At 43.7% G+C, this 22,234-nt stretch carries 17 protein-coding genes; 9 read left to right on the top strand and 8 right to left on the bottom strand.

The window, feature by feature from the left end; all coding sequences use genetic code 11:
- Positions 1-125 precede the first annotated feature (125 nt).
- Entirely contained in the window at positions 126-1,037 is a 912-nt protein-coding gene (locus tag BCV39_RS22115) for a LysR substrate-binding domain-containing protein (RefSeq protein ID WP_048664705.1), read from the top strand.
- Positions 1,038-1,176: 139 nt separating this feature from the next.
- On the opposite strand, the gene BCV39_RS22110 is transcribed toward BCV39_RS22115, so the two are convergent.
- Complete coding sequence (locus BCV39_RS22110; protein WP_004741624.1) at positions 1,177-1,377, bottom strand: DUF4250 domain-containing protein; 201 nt, start codon at positions 1,375-1,377, stop codon at positions 1,177-1,179.
- Positions 1,378-1,490: 113 nt separating this feature from the next.
- Positions 1,491-2,171 carry a hypothetical protein gene (locus BCV39_RS22105; protein WP_048659617.1) on the bottom strand — a complete coding sequence of 227 codons (681 nt, stop codon included), beginning with the start codon at positions 2,169-2,171 and terminating at the stop codon, positions 1,491-1,493.
- Positions 2,172-2,408: 237 nt separating this feature from the next.
- Here BCV39_RS22105 and BCV39_RS22100 point away from each other — a divergent pair, with 237 nt between their 5' ends.
- The gene (locus BCV39_RS22100) at positions 2,409-4,811 is read left to right on the top strand and encodes a YgiQ family radical SAM protein (protein WP_081016134.1); all 2,403 of its coding nucleotides are present in this window, start codon (positions 2,409-2,411) and stop codon (positions 4,809-4,811) included.
- 102 nt (positions 4,812-4,913) lie between these two features.
- Here BCV39_RS22100 and BCV39_RS22095 read toward each other — a convergent pair whose 3' ends face one another.
- The 3 genes from BCV39_RS22095 to BCV39_RS22085 are packed head-to-tail and all read right to left on the bottom strand — an operon-like array spanning position 4,914 to position 7,868.
- Positions 4,914-5,378: a GtrA family protein gene (locus BCV39_RS22095; RefSeq protein WP_102432903.1), complete on the bottom strand. Its 465-nt coding sequence runs from the start codon at positions 5,376-5,378 to the stop codon at positions 4,914-4,916.
- Positions 5,365-6,852: a glycosyltransferase family 39 protein gene (locus BCV39_RS22090; protein ID WP_102432904.1), complete on the bottom strand. Its 1,488-nt coding sequence runs from the start codon at positions 6,850-6,852 to the stop codon at positions 5,365-5,367. The genes BCV39_RS22095 and BCV39_RS22090 overlap by 14 nt, the downstream gene beginning before the upstream one ends.
- The gene (locus BCV39_RS22085; protein WP_102432905.1) at positions 6,849-7,868 is read right to left on the bottom strand and encodes a glycosyltransferase family 2 protein; all 1,020 of its coding nucleotides are present in this window, start codon (positions 7,866-7,868) and stop codon (positions 6,849-6,851) included. The genes BCV39_RS22090 and BCV39_RS22085 overlap by 4 nt, the downstream gene beginning before the upstream one ends.
- Before the next feature lie 125 nt (positions 7,869-7,993).
- Here BCV39_RS22085 and BCV39_RS22080 point away from each other — a divergent pair, with 125 nt between their 5' ends.
- The 5 genes from BCV39_RS22080 to BCV39_RS22060 all read left to right on the top strand — a co-directional run bounded on the left by BCV39_RS22080 (position 7,994) and on the right by BCV39_RS22060 (position 13,025).
- On the top strand, positions 7,994-8,671 hold the full coding sequence (locus BCV39_RS22080; protein ID WP_102432906.1) for a response regulator transcription factor: 678 nt from the start codon (positions 7,994-7,996) through the stop codon (positions 8,669-8,671).
- Entirely contained in the window at positions 8,668-9,966 is a 1,299-nt protein-coding gene (locus tag BCV39_RS22075; RefSeq protein WP_017063525.1) for a HAMP domain-containing sensor histidine kinase, read from the top strand. Before BCV39_RS22080 ends, BCV39_RS22075 begins: the two co-directional genes overlap by 4 nt.
- Positions 9,967-10,058: 92 nt before the next feature.
- Positions 10,059-10,988: a pyridoxal-phosphate dependent enzyme gene (locus BCV39_RS22070; RefSeq protein WP_102432907.1), complete on the top strand. Its 930-nt coding sequence runs from the start codon at positions 10,059-10,061 to the stop codon at positions 10,986-10,988.
- Between the two features lie 217 nt (positions 10,989-11,205).
- Entirely contained in the window at positions 11,206-11,943 is a 738-nt protein-coding gene (locus BCV39_RS22065) for a dienelactone hydrolase family protein (protein WP_102432908.1), read from the top strand.
- A gap of 176 nt (positions 11,944-12,119) precedes the next feature.
- On the top strand, positions 12,120-13,025 hold the full coding sequence (locus BCV39_RS22060) for a MalM family protein (protein ID WP_102432909.1): 906 nt from the start codon (positions 12,120-12,122) through the stop codon (positions 13,023-13,025).
- A gap of 89 nt (positions 13,026-13,114) precedes the next feature.
- Here BCV39_RS22060 and BCV39_RS22055 read toward each other — a convergent pair whose 3' ends face one another.
- Positions 13,115-15,928, bottom strand: coding sequence for a glycoside hydrolase family 3 protein (locus BCV39_RS22055; protein WP_102432910.1), 2,814 nt, complete (start codon positions 15,926-15,928; stop codon positions 13,115-13,117).
- A gap of 142 nt (positions 15,929-16,070) precedes the next feature.
- Between BCV39_RS22055 and BCV39_RS22050 the strand changes: the two genes are divergently transcribed.
- The gene (locus BCV39_RS22050; RefSeq protein WP_102432911.1) at positions 16,071-16,949 is read left to right on the top strand and encodes a helix-turn-helix domain-containing protein; all 879 of its coding nucleotides are present in this window, start codon (positions 16,071-16,073) and stop codon (positions 16,947-16,949) included.
- Between the two features lie 280 nt (positions 16,950-17,229).
- Here BCV39_RS22050 and BCV39_RS22045 read toward each other — a convergent pair whose 3' ends face one another.
- Complete coding sequence (locus BCV39_RS22045) at positions 17,230-18,561, bottom strand: carbohydrate porin (RefSeq protein ID WP_102432912.1); 1,332 nt, start codon at positions 18,559-18,561, stop codon at positions 17,230-17,232.
- A gap of 456 nt (positions 18,562-19,017) precedes the next feature.
- The gene (locus tag BCV39_RS22040) at positions 19,018-20,616 is read right to left on the bottom strand and encodes a glycoside hydrolase family 16 protein (protein ID WP_057621915.1); all 1,599 of its coding nucleotides are present in this window, start codon (positions 20,614-20,616) and stop codon (positions 19,018-19,020) included.
- Between the two features lie 547 nt (positions 20,617-21,163).
- On the opposite strand from BCV39_RS22040, the gene BCV39_RS22035 reads away from it, so the two are divergent.
- Positions 21,164-22,159: a LacI family DNA-binding transcriptional regulator gene (locus tag BCV39_RS22035; protein WP_019821076.1), complete on the top strand. Its 996-nt coding sequence runs from the start codon at positions 21,164-21,166 to the stop codon at positions 22,157-22,159.
- Positions 22,160-22,234: the final 75 nt, after the last annotated feature.

Genomic DNA, 22,234 nt, shown 5'->3' with positions numbered 1-22,234 from the left:
TTGAATAAACCAAAGATGAGGAACTCAAAACCATCTAGACATCTAGACGTTTACAAATGATAAAAAACCCCGTAGGGTGATTATTAAGAAATATTGAATTGGCTTAGGGAATATGAGGAATACTCATGATAGAGCTTAAACACCTTCGAACATTGACTACCTTGAGAGACAGCGGCTCACTGACAGCAACTGCAACCTCTCTTCATCTGACGCAGTCGGCGCTTTCTCATCAATTGAAAGACCTTGAGGCGCGTATTGGCGGTCAGCTTTTCCTTCGTAAAACTAGGCCAGTTAAATTCACCTCTGAAGGTGAGATTTTGCTTAAGCTCGCCGATGAGATACAACCAAGAATCGCTAAAGCAGAGAACGAACTCGCAAGCCTGAAAGAGGATGTGAATGGCCGTTTGCACATGGCGATCGAGTGTCACTCATGCTTCCAATGGTTAATGCCCGCTTTGAAGGAATACCAAGTTGCTTGGCCAAGCGTAACCCTAGATTTCTCGTCAGGCTTTGGTTTTGAGCCGCTGCCCGCATTAATGGCTGGTGAATTAGATTTGGTGATCACCTCTGATATACAGCCGCGTTCAGAGGTTCATTATGAGCCACTCTTTGATTTCGAGATGCGTTTGATCACTGCAATAAACTCGCCTTTGGCTGAAAAGCCAAGCATTGAACCGCAAGATCTTAGCGATCTCACGATGCTCTCCTATCCAGTTCAAAAACAGCGTTTAGATGTCGTGAAGCACTTTTTGCAACCTGCAGGTGTAGAACCTAAGAAGTGGAAGCAAGCAGACAACACCTTGATGTTGGTGCAAATGGTATCGGCAGGATTAGGTGTCGCGGCATTACCAAACTGGGCAATCAGTGAGTTCTCAAGGCAAGGCTTGATAGCCAGCAAGCCGTTAGGTAAAGGGCTTTCGAGAAGACTGTTTGCTGCAGTAAGAAACTCAGAAAAAGACAAGCGTTACCTACAGGCTTTCTTTAGTACGGCAAGGCAGCAGAGTAAGAGTCACCTTGATGGTATTGAGGTCGTTTAACAATAACCATCGTCAACTAACTCCGCTTACACCAAGCACAAGAAACAAATGCCAGAAACAAAAAAAGTCACAGATAATCTGTGACTTTTTAGTTTCAGTACCGATGATTTTCGATACCTGTTGATTCGCGAAAAATAGACTATCTTGCGTAAGATTTAAACTGGTTAGTCAGTGGGTCGTATTGATAGCCAAGCATATCAAGCTTACCGACGACACTTTCTATATCCATCTCATACATGCTAATGAGCTCTTCAAAACTGTCGCACTCTAAGCGCAGTTTTTCGTTCACTATTCCCAGCAAGATAATGCTATCCAGGCTTTTGACGTTGCTTAAATCCATCTCGTACTCCTTACGAACACACTGACTAGAGTTAAGTTTAGAACGCTTACCAAGGTCACGCTAAAAAACAGATCACACTTCTTAAATCATATACGTGGTTACAATGCCCGAAGTTACAATGCCCAAACTGGCGTTAAACCAACAGCAGCCGCTAATAACATCAACAATGAAACCGTAAGTTGAAGCTTTTCAGGTGTCTTAACGAACAGTAGATGCCAACACCACACCACGATAGAAGAGATCAACAAAGCGAAGCTAAATAGTAACGTGGAAATTACTGGCTCTAACTGAGCTTCAGAGAGTGAGTAAACATTCACGACTGTTGCCAGTACCACCAACATACCCGCCAATACACCCACCACTGGCAAAACACGGTGGAAAGCTTGCAAACGCGTTCTTGCGATCGTCAGCAGTAAATGACCAAACGCAGCACCTAACAATACGACCAACAGCAGAGTCGTAATGATGCCGACTGTGGTTGCTTGCTCCGTCGCTTGAATAGCAACGTAAGATAACGCCAAACCACACGCCAAATACATAACCCAGATAGGGCCAGAATCACGAGTCTTCTTAGTTTGAACTTGAGAATAGAAATAAAAAATTGCGAACACGACCAGAAAGGCTTCAATTTTTACTGAGGCAACCGCCAGCCAAAGCACGCCAATTGCAGGTAACATCTTGTGAATACGGCCACGTTGTCCCGGGCAAATATCCCCTTTCACCAAGATGAGGGTTAAGATCAGTTGGGCTCCTAAAAGCATCGGAGCAAATTGTACTAATAACGTTTCGACCATTGTGGATCTACTTCTTCAGACTTATTTTCGCGAATAATATCAAAAACTGCTGCGAACACTAATCAAAATCACAAATTAGCGACGTTATTCAAGGCTTCAACTATGCTGTTGTATGGCTCTTTTGATGCTTTTAAAAGCGATATAGCGAAAGACACCAGAACTAACAGGGGCATGTTCTACTGGCTAGTCTAGTCTCATGCCGCTATAATTCCCGCCTCAAAAATCAGAGGTTGAAATATGTACAGCGATATCACTCCTATTCACGAACACAAAAAATACTGGGCCGAGTGCTACGGAACTGCACCCTTTTTGCCTACCAGTAGAAAGGAGATGGATGCTCTTGGATGGGATAGCTGTGACATTATTATTGTAACTGGTGATGCGTATGTCGATCACCCGAGCTTTGGTATGGCTATCATCGGCCGTCTGCTTGAAGCTCAAGGTTTCCGCGTAGGCATTATTGCTCAACCAAAGTGGGACAATAAAGATGCCTTCATGAAGCTAGGTAAACCTAACCTATTTTTCGGCATCACAGCGGGTAACATGGACTCCATGATCAACCGCTACACCTCTGATCGCAAATTACGTCACGATGATGCTTACACACCAAACAATGAAGGTGGCAAGCGTCCTGACCGTGCAACTCTGGTTTATTCTCAACGCTGTCGTGAAGCTTACAAAGGCACGCCAATCGTTCTTGGTGGTATTGAAGCGAGCTTGCGTCGTGTTGCTCACTACGACTACTGGTCGGATAAAGTTCGTCGCTCTGTATTGTTTGATGCAAAAGCCGACATTCTTCTTTTTGGTAACGCTGAACGTGCACTGGTTGAAGTGGCACATCGCATTGCCGACGGCGAAGACATGTCTACGCTAACCAATATCCGCGGTACTGCTATCAATCTTCCAGCAGCGCCTGAAGGCTTCAAAATCATTGACTCTTCTCGTATCGAAAAGCCGAACAAAGCGTATGTTCCCGTTAACCCATACGAAGTTGAAACCCAGTGTGATACCAAGAAAGACGAAAAAGAAGAAGTAAAAGCGCAGCCTATTACTATTCGCCCTTCTCGTCACGATGCAAAAACTACAGCAGTTCGTATCCCAGGTTACGAAAAGCTAAACAATGACCGTATTCTTTACGCTCACGCTAGCCGTATTCTGCACCTTGAGACAAACCCGTACTCGGGTCGTGCTCTGATTCAACGTCACGGTGATCGTGAGCTCTGGGTTAACCAAGCGCCAATTCCACTGACTACAGAAGAGATGGATTACGTGTTTGGCCTTGCTTACAAGCGTGTTCCTCACCCGATGTACGGTAAAGCGAAAATCCCAGCATACGACATGATCAAAACCTCGGTTAATATCATGCGTGGTTGTTTTGGTGGTTGTTCTTTCTGTTCAATCACAGAGCACGAAGGTCGTATCATTCAAAACCGTTCGAAAGAATCTATCTTGGATGAGATCGAAGACATTAAAGATAAAGTACCGGGCTTTACCGGTACTATTTCTGACTTAGGTGGTCCAACGGCGAACATGTACCGTTTAGGTTGTTCAGATCCAAAAGCAGAAATTAACTGCCGTCGTCCATCATGTGTGTTCCCGAAAATCTGTGAAAAGCTAAACACAGACCATCAACACACCATCGACCTGTACCGCTCAGCAAGAAAAGTACCGGGCGTTAAGAAGATCATGATTGCTTCTGGTGTTCGTTACGACCTAGCGATTGAGTCTCCAGAATACGTTCGTGAGCTTGTGACTCACCACGTTGGTGGTTACTTGAAGATTGCTCCAGAGCATACTGAAAAAGGCCCGTTGGACCTGATGATGAAACCGGGCATGGGCACTTACGATCGTTTCAAAGAGATGTTCGAGAAGTACAGCGCTGAAGCCGGTAAGAAACAGTACCTGATTCCTTACTTCATCTCTGCTCATCCGGGCACAGAAGACGAAGATATGCTTAACCTTGCAATGTGGCTGAAAAAGCATAACTACGAATGTGACCAAGTACAGAACTTCTACCCATCGCCAATGTGTAATGCAACATCGATGTACTACTCAGAGACCAACCCTCTGAAACGCGTGAAATATAAGAAGCGTGAAGATGTTCCTGTACCTAAAGGTGATCGTCAACGTCGTCTCCATAAAGCACTGCTACGTTACCACGATCCTGAAAACTGGAAGATCATCCGTGAAGCGCTGATCAGTATGGGCAAACAGCACTTGATCGGCGACAAAGTAAACTGCCTAGTACCAGCAGAAGACTTTGATGCTCAAACGCCAGCACAACGTCGTAAGTCTGGTCGTCACGGTTCACAACGTTTTGCGACTAAACACAGCAAATCTCAACCGGGTTTAGGCGGCGAGAAGCCACGTAATCACTCTAAATCTGGTGGCAAGAAGCCTACTGGTAACGGTAGCCAAGGCAATGCTAACCAAGGTAACGGAAAGCAAAACGCTGGTGGTAGTAACAACGGTAACGGTCGTAAACCAGCGACAGGCTTCATTAAGAAAGGTCCTGGTAGTCAGCAATCACAAGGTAATGGCAGCGGAAACGGCAAACCAAACCGCAATAAAGGCGGTAATGGTCAAGGTGGCAAACCTGCAAGTAACGGCAAGAACCGCCAGCGCGCAGCACAACGCTAATATCGCAAGCCAATTTATTCTGTTATCGTAAAAACACAAAGCGCAGCTATTTAGCTGCGCTTTTTTGTTTTTGCCAACTCATCAAAAATCTCACTGAGTTGTCTAACGAGTAAATACCCAATACTGACTAAACAAATAGTTGGTGACCATACCCACTAAGATACCAACCGCCATTGCGATAAACACGGCCCCAGTAAATGCAGGCAACAGTTCCGTCACCAACTTAAAGCACAACAAATTAGGAATCGCCGATATCGATGCGGAAAACATGAATTTCTGCCACTGGATCAACTTTTCGGACCAACTCCCCTGACCTTTGAATCCAAAAGTCAGCACGCGATTACCAAACCACGTTGTCGTTGCAGCAGCAATGAACGAGCCTATTCTCGCCGTCATTAAAGGCAAACCAGCAATGTAATGCAGAAAGGCAAATACCGCACAATCAACAACAAATCCACCAGCACCAACCACAGCAAATCGAACCATCCTGTGATGGGATTGGAGCTTTTGACTGTGTGCCTGAAGCTTATTATTGAACATTTGCAGCCCTGAGTTAATGCTGAACATCACTTTCACTTCGAATGTGGCTCAACGACAAATTTGGTTTGATGTTTTGGCTATGGCAGCTGAACAAAGCACGCTTTATTTTCACCGTTGGTTCCAAAATACAAGTTAACGCGTTGTCTTTAATCTTGGTTTCCACTTCAGATCTTTTACCAATCAGATAGAACTTATCAATGCCCACTATCTGCTCGATATCGAGAAGTCTTTTCGCTTGACCATGACTGTAAAATTGCCCAGAGAATGGTCGTTTACCCACGTAAAAGCTTGGCGCAGAATCCGTAATCTGTTCGAAAATAATACGGTCACTTTTCTCGTTCGCCTTGCCGAGATTCAGGTAGACCATCGCAATCATTAGCAACACAGGCAGAACCAAAGCCACGCTCGAGAACCACTTCTTATCTTTTTCCACTACGAGTATAGCAATCAACAAGCCAAGAGCCGGAATACCTGGTAGGACGTAAGCTGGGAGAATATTGCCCGCCATAGTGAAAAGAATCAGAGGTGAAATCAACCAACAGACAAGAAATGAAAACAGCCCACTATTCTCAGTGTTAATTTCTGCAATTTTCTTACGGCGGACAAACGCTAATATAGGCAAAACAATTGACCAAGGCGCAGCGGCTTGAATCCAGAACACCCAGATCATACCTCGTGCTTGGTCGTGAGCAGAACCGTACAGATCACCTTCCCAGCCACTCACAACAAAACGCTTAAAGTGTTCGCCAACAATAAAGTAGTCGATGAAGCCCGGCGTTGCCATTTCAGCCATGATGTACCAAGGTAGAGCAATCGCTAACATCACACCTAAACCAGACAACAATGGGAAACGTTGCCAAAGCGCTTTGAAAGCACCAAAGAAGCCGTGTTGTAATACCAACCAAGGGAAAACTGCGATACCCATGATGACAATCGCTACCGGCCCTTTTGCCAGCAAGCCTAGTGCTAAACCAATGAAACCAACGTAACCCCAAGATCGATTAGTCTTCGCACTCCCTTCACCCTTCCCCGCTTCTCCTCCTAGCCAACATAGGTAGAAACCCAGCATGGCAATAGTCATCGCTAAGGTTAACGCGATGTCTGTCATCACAGCACCTGCCGCAATAGAGAAAATACCACATGTCGCCAACACTACCGCGGCAACCAACGCACTTTGCCCTGTTCGTTTCGCCATGTAAGAGGTCAACAAAATCGTTGCTACACCCGCTAACCAATGTGGTGCGCGAACGGCAAACTCACTCAGGCCGAACAACTCAATACCGGCAGCGCTCATCCATGTAAACAACGGTGGCTTACCCCAGAAAGGAATACCGTAATCAAACTGAGGCGTTAACCAATTCCCAGTTTCCACCATCAGACGTGCCATTTCGCCATAGCGCGCTTCTGTGGTATCCATTAATGGATAGGTTGCCAAAGATAAAAGCCTTAAAACCAATGCAAAAGCCAACAAGTACCATAGGTGCGTTCGGTTCAGGCTCATGCTGACTCCTCTAATTTAAAATGTGTTTTTAATGCCGGTGTATCGACCACCGATTGGATCAGATACAAAGGACGATTCTTGGTTTCAATGAAAATACGACCTATGTACTCTCCCATTAAACCAATACACAACAGTTGGATACCGCCAAGGGCAAGCTGTACGACCATCATTGACGGATAGCCCGTGATTGGCTCACCAAACATCATGGTTTTGAACACGATGAAGACGCCATACACGAAAGCAGTAAGTGCCACTAAGCCACCAACGGCCGTCGCAATACGCAGTGGGCGGATAGAGAACGAAGTGATGCCATCCATCGCCAAGCCAACCAGCTTCAAGTAGTTCCACTTGGTCTCACCACAAAAGCGCGCGTCGCGCTTAAACTGAATCGTTGCTTGCCCAAAACCAGGCCATGAGAAAATACCTTTCATGTAGCGATTACGTTCAGGAAGTTGATTGATATGGTCGACGACTTCACGGCTCAACAGTCTGAAATCACCAACATTTTCAGGAACATCGATTTTCGCAGCCACATTCATGACTTTGTAAAAGCTCGCCGCTGAAAACTTCTTAAACCACGTTTCACCATCACGCTGGCTGCGCTGCATATTCACAACGTCATAGCCTTCGCGCCACTTGGCAACCATTTGTGGGATCAGCTCCGGCGGATCTTGCAGGTCTGCGTCTAACAAGATCACCGCTTGTCCTCGGCAATGCTCAAGGCCAGCACTCATGGCTGACTCTTTACCAAAGTTACGGCTTAAACCAATCACCGAGATTGAGCTATTGATTGAAGTGAATGAACTCACCAAGTCCAAGCTGTTGTCTTTGCTGCCATCGTCGACATAAACAATCTCACTCGTGATCGGTAAGCTATCAAGCACCTTGGTAAGGCGAGAGTGGAACTCTTCCAATACCTCTTGTTCATCGTAAAAAGGCACAATGATAGACAAAGAGACCGCAGGATTGATCTGCGATGTAGATATCTTAGGGCGGCTAATATGAAGTTCAGACATAATACGTTCTTCTATTTTTTAATCTGAAGCCAATCTACCCTCCCATAAGTGAAAGTTATGTTATTGACATATTTTTCACGCTCACTCAGGATAATGTTACTGTCTATTTCTGTATGAGAATCAAAATGAAACGAGTTCTATTAGTCGAAGATAACCGTGAAATTGCAGGTGTCTTGTTTGATTATTTTGAGTGTATTGGCATGGAACTCGATTACGCAGACAACGGTGAACTTGGCCTACAACTCGCGTTGGAAAACTCATTTGATATCATCATATTGGATCTAATGTTACCGAGAATGGACGGCCTAACGGTTTGTAATAAACTGCGAGACCAAGGTAACGCGACACCTATTTTGATGCTGACCGCCTTAGATAGCCGAGAAGATATGCTGAAAGGCTTTGAACACGGTGCCGATGATTACCTCACCAAGCCTTTTGATTTGGATATTCTAGAAGCAAGAATGAACGCGTTAGTCCGTCGTTACCGCGGAAAAGTCGCCTCTTCAAAACTTCAGTTCGATGAACTCACCATCGACCAAAAAACCCATAAAGCTTACCGCCAAGATAAACTACTAGCGCTCAATCCAACCACTTACACCATACTTGAGATGCTGTGCCAAAGCGCACCTGAAGTAGTCACTCGTGAAACTATTTCCTACAAGTTATGGGAAGAAAACGAGCCCAACAATGATGTGTTGCGCAGTCACATTTATCAGTTACGTAATCAACTCGACAAGCCTTTTGACACTCAGATGTTAATTACGGTGCCTAAAGTTGGCTTCCGATTGGAGCCATCGAATTGATTTCAAATGTTCTTACAAGCACAAAAACCCTAACGGGCCGCTTAGCGGTTTTCTTTGGGTTAATGGCCGTAATTGTGTCGGCATTTGTCTATGTGGTATTTATCACAGCCCTGTACTTGTCGGAAGACCGCGTGGGTGAAAGACGCATCCTAATTGACCGCAACTATGCAGTCGGGTTATTCCAGTCAGGCGAAAGTGGAGAGCTTCGTATTGATGACCTGACTATCGCTTACAACGATCTTTCCTATCTACCGAAAAAGTATTTAAAGTATATTGAAGGCAAAGAAAATTTCATTGGTGAGGTCGGTGAAGATCCAGAATCTCGCATGGTCTATGTAGGCGAGTATACTCATGAAGGTAGAACTCACCCTATTGTTCTGCTTTCTGAAATAGACCGTGTCGAGCTTAGTGTCTTTGAACTCGTTTATGCCACCACATTTGTATTAGCCCTTCTCTCTATTCTAATATTCAGCTTCGGAGCTCTGCTCTATCGGTTGTCTAAACGGCTGATTGAGCCCTTCAACTCCCTGTCTGAACAGCTTGAATCCAATAAGCTCAATCTAAACGAAGAGTTTGGAGTGAATGACGATGCGGCGGTGGAGTTTCGTCAGTTGACGGATCAACTCAATCAATACAGAAGAGAAATCAATTCTCTAGTAAAACGCGAGCAAGCTTTCGCACGCTACTCAAGTCATGAACTAAGAACTCCGTTGACTGTTGCTCGTGGTGCCAACAAACTGTTACTGAGAAGCGAAACAACCGAATTTCAATCTCGTCAGGTTGAACGTATTGATGAAGCCATTGTTCAAATGTCTGAAATGGTCGATGCCCTGCTTGGTCTCGTTCGCTATGAAAGAAACAGTGACGATGCACCTCTACGTTTATTCAGCCAGCAAGAGCTAGAGACTATCGTTTCTAAAAATTCGTTGCAGGCTGACGAGAAGGAAGTCGCGATAACCTTACAAGTTCAATCAGAACCAACCATTCAAGCCACCAGCGCGATCATGAATATGTTGGTCGGTAACTTGTTAAGAAACGCGATTGCAGCCACTAATAGCGGTACAGTAACTATTACCCTTTCTCAAGACAGTCTTATTATTGAAGACCAAGGCGAAGGCCTGCAGGAGCAATACAACCCGAATGGACACGGGCTAGGTTTGTTGATTGTCGATGACTTGTGTCAGCGTTTTCATTGGGACTTTGAGTTGTTTAATCGCAGCTGTGGTGGATGCACAGCCAAGATCACCTTTCAAGCCGATTCATCCGCGTCAATATCGAACGAAAACTTGATTTAGTTGGTTTACAGCCGCCTCTGGCTACTAGATACTCGTCCGTCCTATTTGATTTAAAAATGCTGGCTCTTTAGTCAGCATTTTGTTTAAGTGCGATGAAACTAAATAATAGCCCTGTAACTCAGCATCAATTTAACGACCACACCTTTTTCTTAAAGCGTGACGATCAACTTCACTCACACTTTTGCGGTAACAAAGCCCGCAAGTTCATGAAGCTGCTGGAAGACGAGCACCCAGAGACAACAACCTTGATCAGCTATGGTTCTGCGCAGGCTAACTCTCTGTTCTCACTCGCGGCACTGGCAAAGATCAAAGGTTGGACGTTTGAGTTCTACGTCGATCATCTTCCCGAGTGGCTACTAGAACGCCCAATAGGTAATTACCGTGGTTCAGTAGACCTTGGCGCTAAGGTGATTTCAGTCAAAGAGACAGGCTCTGAGCTTCATCCTAAAGAGTATATTGAGCAAGTAAGACAACCTGACTCCCACTGCATTGTGTTACCAGAGGGTGGCCGCTCTCAGCTTGCTGAGTATGGTGTTAAGCAATTGGCAATGGAAATACTGAGCTGGACTCGCTTCGAAAACCAACACGATTTTGTGATCGCACTCCCCGCAGGGACAGGTAGCACAGCTCTCTATCTTCATAAGCATTTAAAGCTGCACAACATCCCGGTATTAACCTGTGCTTGTGTTGGTGGCAGCGACTATTTAACGCAGCAATTTAATGAGCTAGGTGAAACCGAACATCCACAGATCTTATCGCTCGAAACCAAACACCACTTTGGAAAATTGTATCAACAGGATTATCAAACTTGGTTGGATCTACAAGAGCAAACCGACATCGAGTTTGACCTGCTTTACGACCCATTGATGTGGCAATGCTTAGAACAATGGCAAGAAGATAACCCAACTAAAACCATTATCTACATTCACCAAGGCGGTATCTTAGGTAACGAATCGATGCTGCCACGCTATCAGCGAAAATATCCAGATATGTGCCGTAGCACGACTAACGCTTCCTGGTAATTGCCCCGTCACACCGAGCTCTGGATATTCGAATTTCCGTAATCTGAGAACACCGTCATACAGCCATCACACTTGATCGTGATGGCTGTTTTAGCGTTTCACTTTCATATTTTACCTCTACTCTTACACTTCAAATTAAAGACAGTAATCTGGCGAGAATCATCGCGTTATCTATACTTTCGATTGGAACGGCAATTGTCATCGAAAGGAATAACGTATGCGAAAACTCACTATGCTCGGCTGCTTGTCAGTTTTACTGCCCATCTCAGCGATTTCAGGAGAAAACGTCACTTACCAAGTGGATGGAGTGGATTACGAAGGCTATTGGAGTGAAGCCAGCGACCAAGCACCTTTAGTGCTATTAGTACACGATTGGGATGGCTTAACCGATTACGAGAAGAAACGTTCTGAGATGCTCAATGAGCTTGGGTACAACGTGTTCGCCATCGACCTGTTTGGTAAAGGCATTCGTCCAACAGAAGTGAAAGACAAAAAGCAACACACCGGCGAACTGTATAAAGACAGAGCAAAAATACGTACGCTACTTAATGCGGGAGCAATGGAAGCCGAAAGGCTTGGAGGTAACTTAGATAATAACGTGATGATGGGTTACTGTTTTGGCGGCGCTGCCGTTTTAGAAGCGGCTCGTGCAGGTATCCCTTCGAAAGCTTATGTTACCTTCCACGGTGGTTTATCGACACCGAAAGGACAAGATTACTCGCAAACCAAAGCCCCAGTTGTCGTATTCCATGGCACAGCAGACGCCATGATCTCAATGCACGACTTTGGAAGCCTCGCCGCTCAACTTGAATCAACCAAAGTTCCGCATGAGATGATCACTTATAGTGGTGCGCCACACGCCTTCACAGTATTCGGATCGAATAACTATCAACATGAAGCTGACCAAAAATCATGGCAACGCTTTACTCAGTTGTTAAGTTCGGTATCTCGTTAACTTTCAATCTAGGTAACAGCCCAACGGCAGCCTGTTACCTAATTCGTACTAATTATTAGCGAGTATTTCTTTAAATTTGGTGTTCGTCACTCAAAAAGAAAGCGCTTTCTTGTAGTGTGTCTCTATTATCAATCAGGCACTCTGAATCAGATATGCTTTTTTAACTGTGAGAAATTATGAAATATTTAGCAATTCTACCAGCGGTATTCGCACTAAGCGCCTGTTCAACAGTGACAGAGTCACCGGTTAGCTACCACAAAACTTCTCCGGGGCTAGAGTCACTACAGAACAACGAAAACTGCTGTGAAAACCTGAGTACAATTCAATATCAAAGCGTTACGAACCCAGAAGAAACATCTGTTTCGATCACCACAGCAAGCCCTAAGATCGAGTTCAAATCGGGCCGATCCTTTGCTGGAGGGCTAAAGCTTCCTACAACACTAGATGCTATTCGTTTTTCAGTGACTTCAAATGCTAGTTATTCAGCATTCGTTCCGTCACTTTTAGTCTTAGACAAAAATTACCAGCCGCTAGATGTCATTGGCAATGAAAGTATTAAGTACCAACCACTTAGCCTGCTTGATGGTGCACAATATGGCGCGCAAATCGAACTGCAAGAACGTTACTTAAACGGCGAGGCTCCTGCTTACTTGGTCGTATTCACAACCAGCGAAGCACTCGCGGAAACAACTCCTGTCGAAAAACCAAGTGATATGGCGATACGTTCTGGTGATATCCAGGCAAACATCGCTCATAACACGGACTACGCCATCCCTCATTCTGCAATCGGGAAAGTCTTCTTTGATTTTAAATTCACAGCGGTAACCACCGTTGTTGAAGAACAAAACCGTCAAAAGCGAGTTCAACAAATTATTCCAGAATCAACCGTAGCCCAATCAGATTTATTAACGGAAAATACACTGAATAAGAAAGAGGTTTATCAAACTCTTATAGAAAACTCGGTTTCATCTGGAGATTTTAGTGCAGCACTGACTTACGTTGAAGAATCTGAGCGATTAGGAATCGAAGGGATGCGAAACTCCTTTGTTGACGCGATGAAGCAATATCAAAAAGCACAATAACTCAGCCTCAAAGTAGTCGTTTATTTTCTCTCACTTTACCTCTTTTTTGAGCAAACGAGAGTTAAATAAACGACTGTTATCCCTCAGCCCTATTCAGGCATAAACGAAAATTCTAATTGCTCCAATTCTAAGCCTAATTTGATAAATTCAATATCCAAAGAATAAAAGCCTTTATCAAGCTTAACGGAGAGCCCCTCAACTGAAACTGTCTCGCCATTAGTACCATTCACTGATAGAGACATCGCGTACACGTTATTGAGACTTAAACTACACGCAGATTGAGCCAAAGTGCCACTATCGTAGTTAACAATACCTGCACATCGATACACACCAGCCTGTTTAACTTCCAAAACAATGCTACGGTTTTCTCTGATATTAAGTGGTAATACTATTGCATGTTGCTCTGCCATCAGAGAGCAAAACTCTCCATCAGTTTTACTCTGTTGTTTATTAAGATTTTGGGTCGCCTCAAAGCTCTTAACTGGATCAAAAGCGACTAATGGGCGACCCATTGCTGGAGAGTCCATAATAAAACGACAAATATTCATCGCGCTTCGTTGCAACTCCCCTAAGCTCAACGTTCCGTTTTCAAGCGCCTGTAACGTATCGTCATTCGACACGTTATTTTCCGCACCATCATGCTCAACAACCATATAAAGATCATTTTGAGAGCGAAGCATAAAGGATGTGTAACTTCGACTTTCAGAGCCACCTTTGATTGGGTCATTCATTTTTGCCCACCAATCCGTCATCACTATCCCTTTATAACCCCACTCCCCACGAAGAATCGTAGTATTGAGGTCGTAATTGGATGCAGCCCAGTGACCATTAATAGGATTGTAGGAGGTCATAACACTCGAAGCTCCTCCTTGTTTTACCGCTATTTCAAAAGGCTTCAGATGAATCTCACGAAGTGCTCTCTGAGATACAACACTATCAACATCAAACCGTGACGTTTCTTGATCATTCGCCACCAAATGCTTGATTGTGCCAGATACTCCTGCAGCTTTAAGACCAAGAGTTTGAGATGCTGCCATTACCCCTGAGAGAAATGGATCTTCTGAGAAATACTCAAAATTTCGACCATTCAAAGGGTGGCGGTGAATGTTAATCCCAGGACCAAGCAACGTATCAATATGATTGGCTTGCATCTCTTTCCCCACTAAATGAAATAGTTTCTCATTCAGTTCCGGGTTCCATGTACAGCCTAATAATGTACCAATTGGGACTTGAGATGCTTTATGTCCGCTGTCCATTCGGATACCAGACGGACCATCAGCAGCTGCAACGACAGGGATGCTTAAATCAAATAAGCTCGGCGAAACACCACCAAAAGCAGCAGCAGTACCTGGCGTCACCTTAGGGCTGCACATACCTTCCCCACGAACAATTGTCGCTAACTGCTTTACGTTCATTTGCGAGACAAATTCGTCAATGTTCGCTCGCCCCTGCTTAACATCCAGTAAACGAATGCCCGTATCTTCACCAAGAGGAATAGAGCTTGGAAGCTCACTCAGAATACGTTTACTCAAATCTATAGTTCGTAGTGGTACAGATTCATAGTCACAACTGTAAACCCCATTTTCCTCGTTGCCTTTTGGGATCAACCTACTAAATCCGGTGACAGGAGCAAGTGCTTCCGTTAATTGCTCAACAACCAACAGCTCTTCTATTTTAACGCTCTCACTAACAAGCTTTGCCTGGCGAACACTTCCTCCTAGATAAAAGTGATATTCTCCAGCTTCAAGTACGTAACTATTTGGATGTCCCGTTTTACCGGAGTCATCAAATGATGCGAAGGAAGATAGAGGACATGAAATAGTCAAACACACCGTATCTTGCGGGCCCAAGGTCGGTGTTTTCACAAACCCGATCAGTGCTCGTGTTGGTTTACCAAGATGACCTTGAGGCGATTCAACATACAGTTGAACCACATCCTTACCACTGTATTTCTCGCCTATGTTTTTAACTTCAATATCGAAGACCAACTCTTGTTCAGAGCCGGAACCAAGAATCGTCAATGCATTTAATTTATTGGAAAAGCGGGTGTAGGACAGCCCAAAACCAAATTCAAATTGAACAGCTTTAGGATTGAAAGTTTCAAAATACCGATACCCGACATAGATATCTTCTTGATATAAATTCCGGTCTTTGTTTCCAAAATTCGGGCTCGAAGGGTAATCAGATAAAGAGTGCGCAATCGTGTCGGTCAAACGGCCACTTGGGCTAACATCACCAGATAAGACATCCGTAAGAGCATGCCCACCTTCCATACCTGCGGCCCAACTATACAGAACAGCCTTAATCGCAGCAGCACCTTTAAGTGAAGTTGTCCATGACATATCAATAATGTTGGTCACGTTCAGTATCACAATGACATCATCAAAATGTTCCGTCACTTTCTCCAACATTTGCATTTCGAGCGCGGTTAAATTGTAACTGCCTTGCTGCTGTGCATTATCTTGATCCTCACCCGCCGTTCGACCGATAAAGATAATAGCTTTGTTAGATTTGGCGGCGGCATCCATCACAACAGAAGTTGAAAGAGGCATTTCATCTTGAAACCAAGGTTCAGCTGCCCAACCACCACCGCCGTCATTGAACGGGTTGTCCTTGATCCAACGTTGGTATACCTCCACCAAACTGAGATTAAGATTGATGTTTGGATTTTCATACAAGCCCTGTAATGCATTTACGGAATAAGGCACATTCACCGCTCCACCAGATCCAGTGCCACTTCGGTAGGTATCAATCTGACAGCGACCAAAAAGAGACACCGTATCACTAGCCTGCAATGGCAATATTGAATCACTATTTTTTAGTAGCACAATGCCCTCAGCAGCCGCTTGTCGACTTATGGGTGCAAGCTGCTTCTGTGCTTCGAGAGTTTCCACAGTATTCATTTTGAGTCCTATTATTTTTTTACTTAGAGCAAAAGTTTTGCCTCTCGCTCTAAAAGTTAATATTGTCTTTGTTCAAAAAATAGTAATATTAACTACGGCGTGTAACTACCAAATAAGCGACAGAAGTAGGTAAAATAGCGACATGAAAACCAAGTTTAGACTCCAAAGTCATCAGAGATATCCTCAGATAAAATTTGCCTATGTCGATGGTCATCACGATTTCGACTTTGACGTACATAGCCATGACTTTTCTGAACTTTTCTTAGTTGTGAGCGGTAGTGGAAAGCATACGGTAGCTAGCCACACCTACCCTTTAAGTACAGGAGATGTATTTGTTATTAATGGGGATATTGAACATGGATTTTGCGAAGTAAATAAACTGAAGATTGTAAACTTGATGTTTGATACGGCATTGCCTTTTTTTGAGGTCCCTTCAATGCGTCAAATGCCAGGCTATCAAGCGCTTTTCAAGGTAGAACCCATTGCTCGACAAGCATCTGAATATCAAGCAAAGCTTACGTTATCACTTTCTCAGTTGAAACGAATTAATGGACTTCTACAACAAATCAAATCGGAATACGACAACGCAGAACAGGGGTTTGAAATCATATTGACGAGCACAATGCAGCAACTTGCGATAGAACTTTCTCGGCGATATCAAGAACAGACCCATAGCTTACCAAAAACAACCTTGGCATTGAGCCGTGCTCTCGCACATATTGACCGTCATTACAAAGAAGTAGGATTAGATACAGAAACCATTGCGCAAGCGGCGTATATCAGCAAGCGGCAACTAGAAAGGTTATTCAGGCAGTTTTTAAATACATCCCCAAACCAATACGTCAAAGACCTTCAAATTCGACACTCGGCAACCTTATTATTAAACGACAACAAAAGCATCCAACACATTGCTGAGTCTTGCGGCTTTTCTGACAGCAACTATTTCTCCAAGTGTTTTAAGGCCAAAAATGGATGCAGCCCTCGCGAATTTAGAAAGCAACATGCTTGCCATAATTCATAATCCTTTCCCCCTTAAGCCTTAAAAAGATTAGATATGTCACACATAAAAAAACCGCTTCTTTCGAAGCGGTAGATGAGTATCTTTGGCAAGAACACACTTGAAACGACATTCAAATATGGAAGACTCATAGCAATAAAAATGAAACTCTTTGTGCTGCTAGGAAAGAGCTCAACTATTGCAATAAATTGGGATATCGAGAGCCTTGCCCGCCCTAAAGGCAAGGCCGTCATACCACTCCCCCGGTATACTCGATATCACTTAAGACCCGAAGGTAAAAATTCTACCACCACATGTCAGCTTGAATACCTACAACAAAGTCACCCTCTTTACCCGTGCCGTCTTGCATTTCACCATCAAGGTAAGATGCCATGAAGCGAATTTCTGGAGATGGACCGAAGCCAGAATGCACAACTAGAGTCGGTGCTACTGTTAGCTTGTAATCATAAGAATTCTTTGACTCACCATTACGGTCTTCGTAGTTGTACATATAACCAGCTTCGGTAGCGATAAAGAAGTTTTCTGAAATTGGGAACGTTGGTCGCACCATTGCTGATACCCAGCCGTCTGTGTCACCATTGTCAAAATCGTTGTACTGGGTTTGAAGAGAGTGGAAAATATTCACACCATTTTCAAAAAAGTACCCACCCCATGCTAAAGCACGTAGTGATACATCGTTTTCATCAACAGCCTTCAAACAAGACGTACCACAACCCGTGCCTGTCGTTAACCAACTTTGATAGTCACTACCAGGCTTGTACGTGTTGTAAGTCGTAAGAGTACCGCCTAAAAGGTTACCCGAACCTAAGCCTTTACCAGCCTGCGCGATGTATTTTGTAAAACCTTTATCTGACAACCCAAAGACAGACTCAGTGTGAACAATTGCCGTCATTTCATAGCCATTCTCAGCGAATGCTTCTGGGCCATTACCAAAACCTAAATCGACCATATTGTCTGGCATATACTTAGCCATAGCGTGAAGCTCAACACTGCCAAAGTTCACGCCAGCATGAAGTGCATGCATGATGTTATTGCTGTCACCCCAGAAACTTGTATCGCCAGAGTCATCGCTTGCAATATAAGCAAAGTCCCACTTATTGCCACCTAGCTCAACACCTTCAATACCAACACCAGTACCTGACATATCCGTGTAGAAAAAGTCGGTCATAAAGATGTAATTATCTTTACCATAAAAGCGCTTACCACCCCATACAACACCGGTTTCAGATACACCTTCAAACTCGACAAAAGTTTCTGCCATACCAATTTCGCTGTTGGTTGCATCGGCATTGGCACCAAGTTGGTTAGTTGCATATTCCGCATTATTGGCTGCAGCTCGTGTTTTGATTCGAATTTTCTGACCACCGTCATTCTCAAAATTTTTCTGCAGTGCTACTTCAAAGTGGCTATCCGACTCAACACCCAATCGACCTAAACGCTCTTTAGATGCTGGGAACTTTGCACGTTTAAAATCGTCATTTTCACTGAATAGAACACCAGCACGGAAATAGCCGTGAAATTCAAATCCATCCGATTTTTCGGCATATGCAGCAGGTACAGTAGACAAGCCAGCAGTAGCGACTAAACAAGCAAGGGTAAGCTTAGAAAGTTTCATAATAACTCCATGTTCCAAATTATACTTTCAAAAAGAAAGCGCTTTCTTTATTTTTCTTAAAAAAACCAATCGAACAGATTTAAAGAAGATCAAATCTAAGCCCACATTCACTATGCACTCTTAACCTTATTGGCTTTAACCGCTCAGTTGGTATGGAAAGAGTATAAATGGATCTTGTGAATATAAACCGTGATCAACCCCACCAAAGAAAGCGCTTTCTTATGCATAAGTCACAAAAATAGAGATGTTAAGTATTTTGTTTGAACAATCATGGAACCAAGTAAAATATCACTGTTCACATATTAAGGACGAATTACTCCGTTCAATCACTCAGAACCTGTTTCGGAATACATCGTCGATTATCTTCCTGGAATGCTCGTCGAAATAAAAAAGGGAACATACATCGTATGTTCCCTTTATATTCAGAATTTTATTCAAACCCTTTTGTTAAAAAGCTTACTTTTCAAATCGAATATTGTCTAATTTAAAACTCATTTCTCCTTGAGGCTCAAACACTAAAAGGTTAGTGATCGTTGTTGGATCAGCTTGATTCCCACCAGCAAAACGGTTGTCTCTCTTTAAAATGTCAGCGATTGGAATACGTACCGTCTTCCATTCATTGATTGCTGATAGCGGCACGGTATAGTCACTTGTTTTCGGCCAGCCACTGTCCATCTTAACCAATAGTTCAACCCCGTCGGCCATGCTCTCAACTTTCAAATCAAAGACCAGTTCACCCGTTTCTTGCCAATGTGTCACATCTGTTACAGGAGAACGAAAATAGATATTTCCTGATCCTTGATTCTTATTCACTTGTAGCACTGTTCCACGATCTGGTTCGGTCACTTCTTGATAGTCAACAATATCCAATGGGTCATAACTTGCATAAGCCAAGCTTGCGTTAAGAGTTTCGGTAAAAATCTCCAACGTTGGTCCATCAGCATAACTATCATCGGTTGCTAAGATCTCTGGAGCTTCGTGCCCTATCACTTGTATTGCATGTTCAGAACGACTTGCACACCCTTTTCCTTTCCAACGATCAACCTTACAACGGTAAACCTTTACTGAATCAACTAGCATTGTTTTCGGAAACAAACCTTCGTCGATGCCTTTATCATTTGCGTTTGCTGACCACGCCCCACCGACGGCCAAGTTCAATAACAAATGAAACTTTTCATCAAACGGAGCTGCTCCACTCGCATTAATGAGTTTCCCTTCTTCCGCTTCATATTGGCTGTACCAGCCCTCTTGAGTTTGAGTCGCGTAATGAATATTGTCTACATACCAACGAATTTCACCTTCTTCCCACTCAATCGCGTATGTATGGAAGCCCTCAGTAGGGTTCACACCATTTGGCAATGTCGCGGCTTGCCCTTTATAAACATTGTCTGGCCAATTTCGTCCGTAATGTAACGTCCCGTAGACCCGGCTCTCTAGAGCATCATTTTTCGCTCCCGCCGCATCTGAAAGTGTGTTTAGGTTAACCGCTTCCATAATATCGATTTCGCCAGAAGCAGCCCATGTACCATATTTATTGTCGGTTGGCAGCATCCAAATCGCGGGCCATGAACCTTGTCCACCGGGTAACTTTGCTCTGATTTCATAACGGCCATATTTGGTGTCACGCTTGTCTCTTGTACTTAGCCTCGCAGAAGTATAAGGGAGTGTTTTAGTTGCTCCGCCAATCGTACCTTCGGCATTGTCAGGCCCAGTATGACTTTGCTTCAGCGCGACAATGTGTAAAAAGCCATCTTTAACAAATGCGTTATTAGGATCATCCGTGTAGCACTGTTGTTCATTGTTCCCTCCTCCCCAACAGTTCACTTCTAATGACCAATTACGTTTATTTATTTGCTCGCCTTCAAACTGGTCTTCCCACACCAATTGCCAGTCTGAACTTAAAGTAACTGGAGCATGGGATAGCACAATCGCTTTTTCAGTTTGAGCTAAGTCAGCACTTTCGGATACCGGCAGCTCTATCGCCGTGCAGCCAGACATCAAAGCGGCAGAAATAAAAGACGTTAATATCTTTACCTGATTGGTTAGATCTTGCATTACAACTCCTTGTATCACGACTTTCTAAGCAGGCGACACGTAATATCGGAGCCCATAACAGAAAGTCGATAAATGAATAAGTCCGCGAGCATGGACCCAATATGCCATGCACGACTGTTTCAAAATGAGTATATAAAAGTGCATAGTTCAAAAAAGAGACAACGCTCACCTTAAGAAAGCGCTTTCTTGTTGGATTTCACATTTTGCTAAAATTCGTTGTGGTTTGTGTAGATTCTCAAGAATTTTTTGACCTGATTATCTGCATAACACCCTAGAATCCCTTTTATTCTCAGGCTTCTATTTTTTCTAGCTTACAACGAAGCTCAGAAAAACAGATTCACTTTTATCACAACGCAAAGAAAGCGCTTGCTTGATATTTGAACGAGTATATGGAAATATTCGTGACCTTACTTTGTATGCTTAACCTTCAAATTTAGCGTTAAGCAGTTCAGAGTTTTTAAATATTAATCATTGGATTGCTAGGCTCTTATTGATCACGAAGGTAATATAGCTTAGTTCACTCCTTGTAGAGATAAGGCCACTACCATTGATCACCATTAAAGAAGTATCTGAACTTGCTCAAGTTTCTCAATCAACTGTCTCACGAGCATTAAATGGTCACCCTACGGTAAAGGAAGCCAATCGCGAAAAAGTATTCAAAGCTATTGAGCAACTGGGCTACAAGCCTAATGCGTTTGCACAAGCTCTAGCCTCCAGTCGTTCAAATAGCATTGGCATGCTAGTTGGTTCGCTTGATGGGCCTTTCTATGGACCATTAATGCATACAGCCGAAGATACCGTTCGCCAAAATAATATTCACTTAATCGTTACAAGTGGCCAGGAATCACGAACCAAAGAGCTCGATTCTATCCAGTTTTTGCAATCTAAACTTGTGGATGGCCTCATTGTTCACTCAGACAAGCTCAGTGATGACGAACTGATCAAAATAGCGAAAGACAGTGAAACAATGATTGTTCTCAACCGTTTTATTCCTGAGATTTCTGATCGCTGTATTTACATTGATAATGAGCTTGGTGGCTACCTTGCAACGAAGCACTTACTTGAGAACGGCCATAAAAAAGTCGCTTGTATCACAGGCCAGTTGAGTAAAGTTGATAGTAGAGATCGCTTTCAAGGGTATCGAAATGCCTTGTTAGAGTTCGGTATCGAATACGACGCAGGGCTGTTTGTAGAGGGACGCTTTGATCATCAAGGCAACCACGAAGCTGCGCGACGCTTGTTAGACCGAGACCCTGAGATCACCGCGATTTTCTGTCAAAATGACAATATCGCGCTTGCTGTATATGACGTAGCAGCAGAGCGAAACCTCATTATTGGGCGAGACCTTTCAGTCGTAGGCTTCGATAACGATACTCATAGCCAGCATATTCGTCCTCGCTTATCGACGGTCGACTTTCCAGTTCATGAGATGGGAGAAGAAGCTGCAAAAGGTGTTTTATCGTTAATTAATAAACGCGACTACCCATTGAAGCACAAACTAACCCCGACATTGATTGTAAGAGAGTCCGTGGCTAAGCTTTGATTTTTGTATATCAAGCACCCCATTTTTTACACTTAAAAGAAAGGCTCTAAGTATTCACTTAGAGCCTTTTTATTT

The sequence above is a fragment of the Vibrio sp. 10N.286.55.E10 genome (assembly GCF_002872555.1).
GTDB lineage: Bacteria > Pseudomonadota > Gammaproteobacteria > Enterobacterales > Vibrionaceae > Vibrio > Vibrio crassostreae.
This window is presented reverse-complemented; position numbering and strand designations above follow the sequence as displayed.

Bases quoted from the DNA above. Each gene is read 5' to 3' on its own strand.
- BCV39_RS22115 (WP_048664705.1), top strand. From the start codon at position 126: ATGATAGAGCTTAAACACCTTCGAACATTGACTACCTTGAGAGACAGC.
- BCV39_RS22110 (WP_004741624.1), bottom strand. From the start codon at position 1,377: ATGGATTTAAGCAACGTCAAAAGCCTGGATAGCATTATCTTGCTGGGA.
- BCV39_RS22105 (WP_048659617.1), bottom strand. From the start codon at position 2,171: ATGGTCGAAACGTTATTAGTACAATTTGCTCCGATGCTTTTAGGAGCC.
- BCV39_RS22100 (WP_081016134.1), top strand. From the start codon at position 2,409: ATGTACAGCGATATCACTCCTATTCACGAACACAAAAAATACTGGGCC.
- BCV39_RS22095 (WP_102432903.1), bottom strand. From the start codon at position 5,378: ATGTTCAGCATTAACTCAGGGCTGCAAATGTTCAATAATAAGCTTCAG.
- BCV39_RS22090 (WP_102432904.1), bottom strand. From the start codon at position 6,852: ATGAGCCTGAACCGAACGCACCTATGGTACTTGTTGGCTTTTGCATTG.
- BCV39_RS22085 (WP_102432905.1), bottom strand. From the start codon at position 7,868: ATGTCTGAACTTCATATTAGCCGCCCTAAGATATCTACATCGCAGATC.
- BCV39_RS22080 (WP_102432906.1), top strand. From the start codon at position 7,994: ATGAAACGAGTTCTATTAGTCGAAGATAACCGTGAAATTGCAGGTGTC.
- BCV39_RS22070 (WP_102432907.1), top strand. From the start codon at position 10,059: ATGAAACTAAATAATAGCCCTGTAACTCAGCATCAATTTAACGACCAC.
- BCV39_RS22065 (WP_102432908.1), top strand. From the start codon at position 11,206: ATGCGAAAACTCACTATGCTCGGCTGCTTGTCAGTTTTACTGCCCATC.
- BCV39_RS22060 (WP_102432909.1), top strand. From the start codon at position 12,120: ATGAAATATTTAGCAATTCTACCAGCGGTATTCGCACTAAGCGCCTGT.
- BCV39_RS22055 (WP_102432910.1), bottom strand. From the start codon at position 15,928: ATGAATACTGTGGAAACTCTCGAAGCACAGAAGCAGCTTGCACCCATA.
- BCV39_RS22050 (WP_102432911.1), top strand. From the start codon at position 16,071: ATGAAAACCAAGTTTAGACTCCAAAGTCATCAGAGATATCCTCAGATA.
- BCV39_RS22045 (WP_102432912.1), bottom strand. From the start codon at position 18,561: ATGAAACTTTCTAAGCTTACCCTTGCTTGTTTAGTCGCTACTGCTGGC.
- BCV39_RS22040 (WP_057621915.1), bottom strand. From the start codon at position 20,616: ATGCAAGATCTAACCAATCAGGTAAAGATATTAACGTCTTTTATTTCT.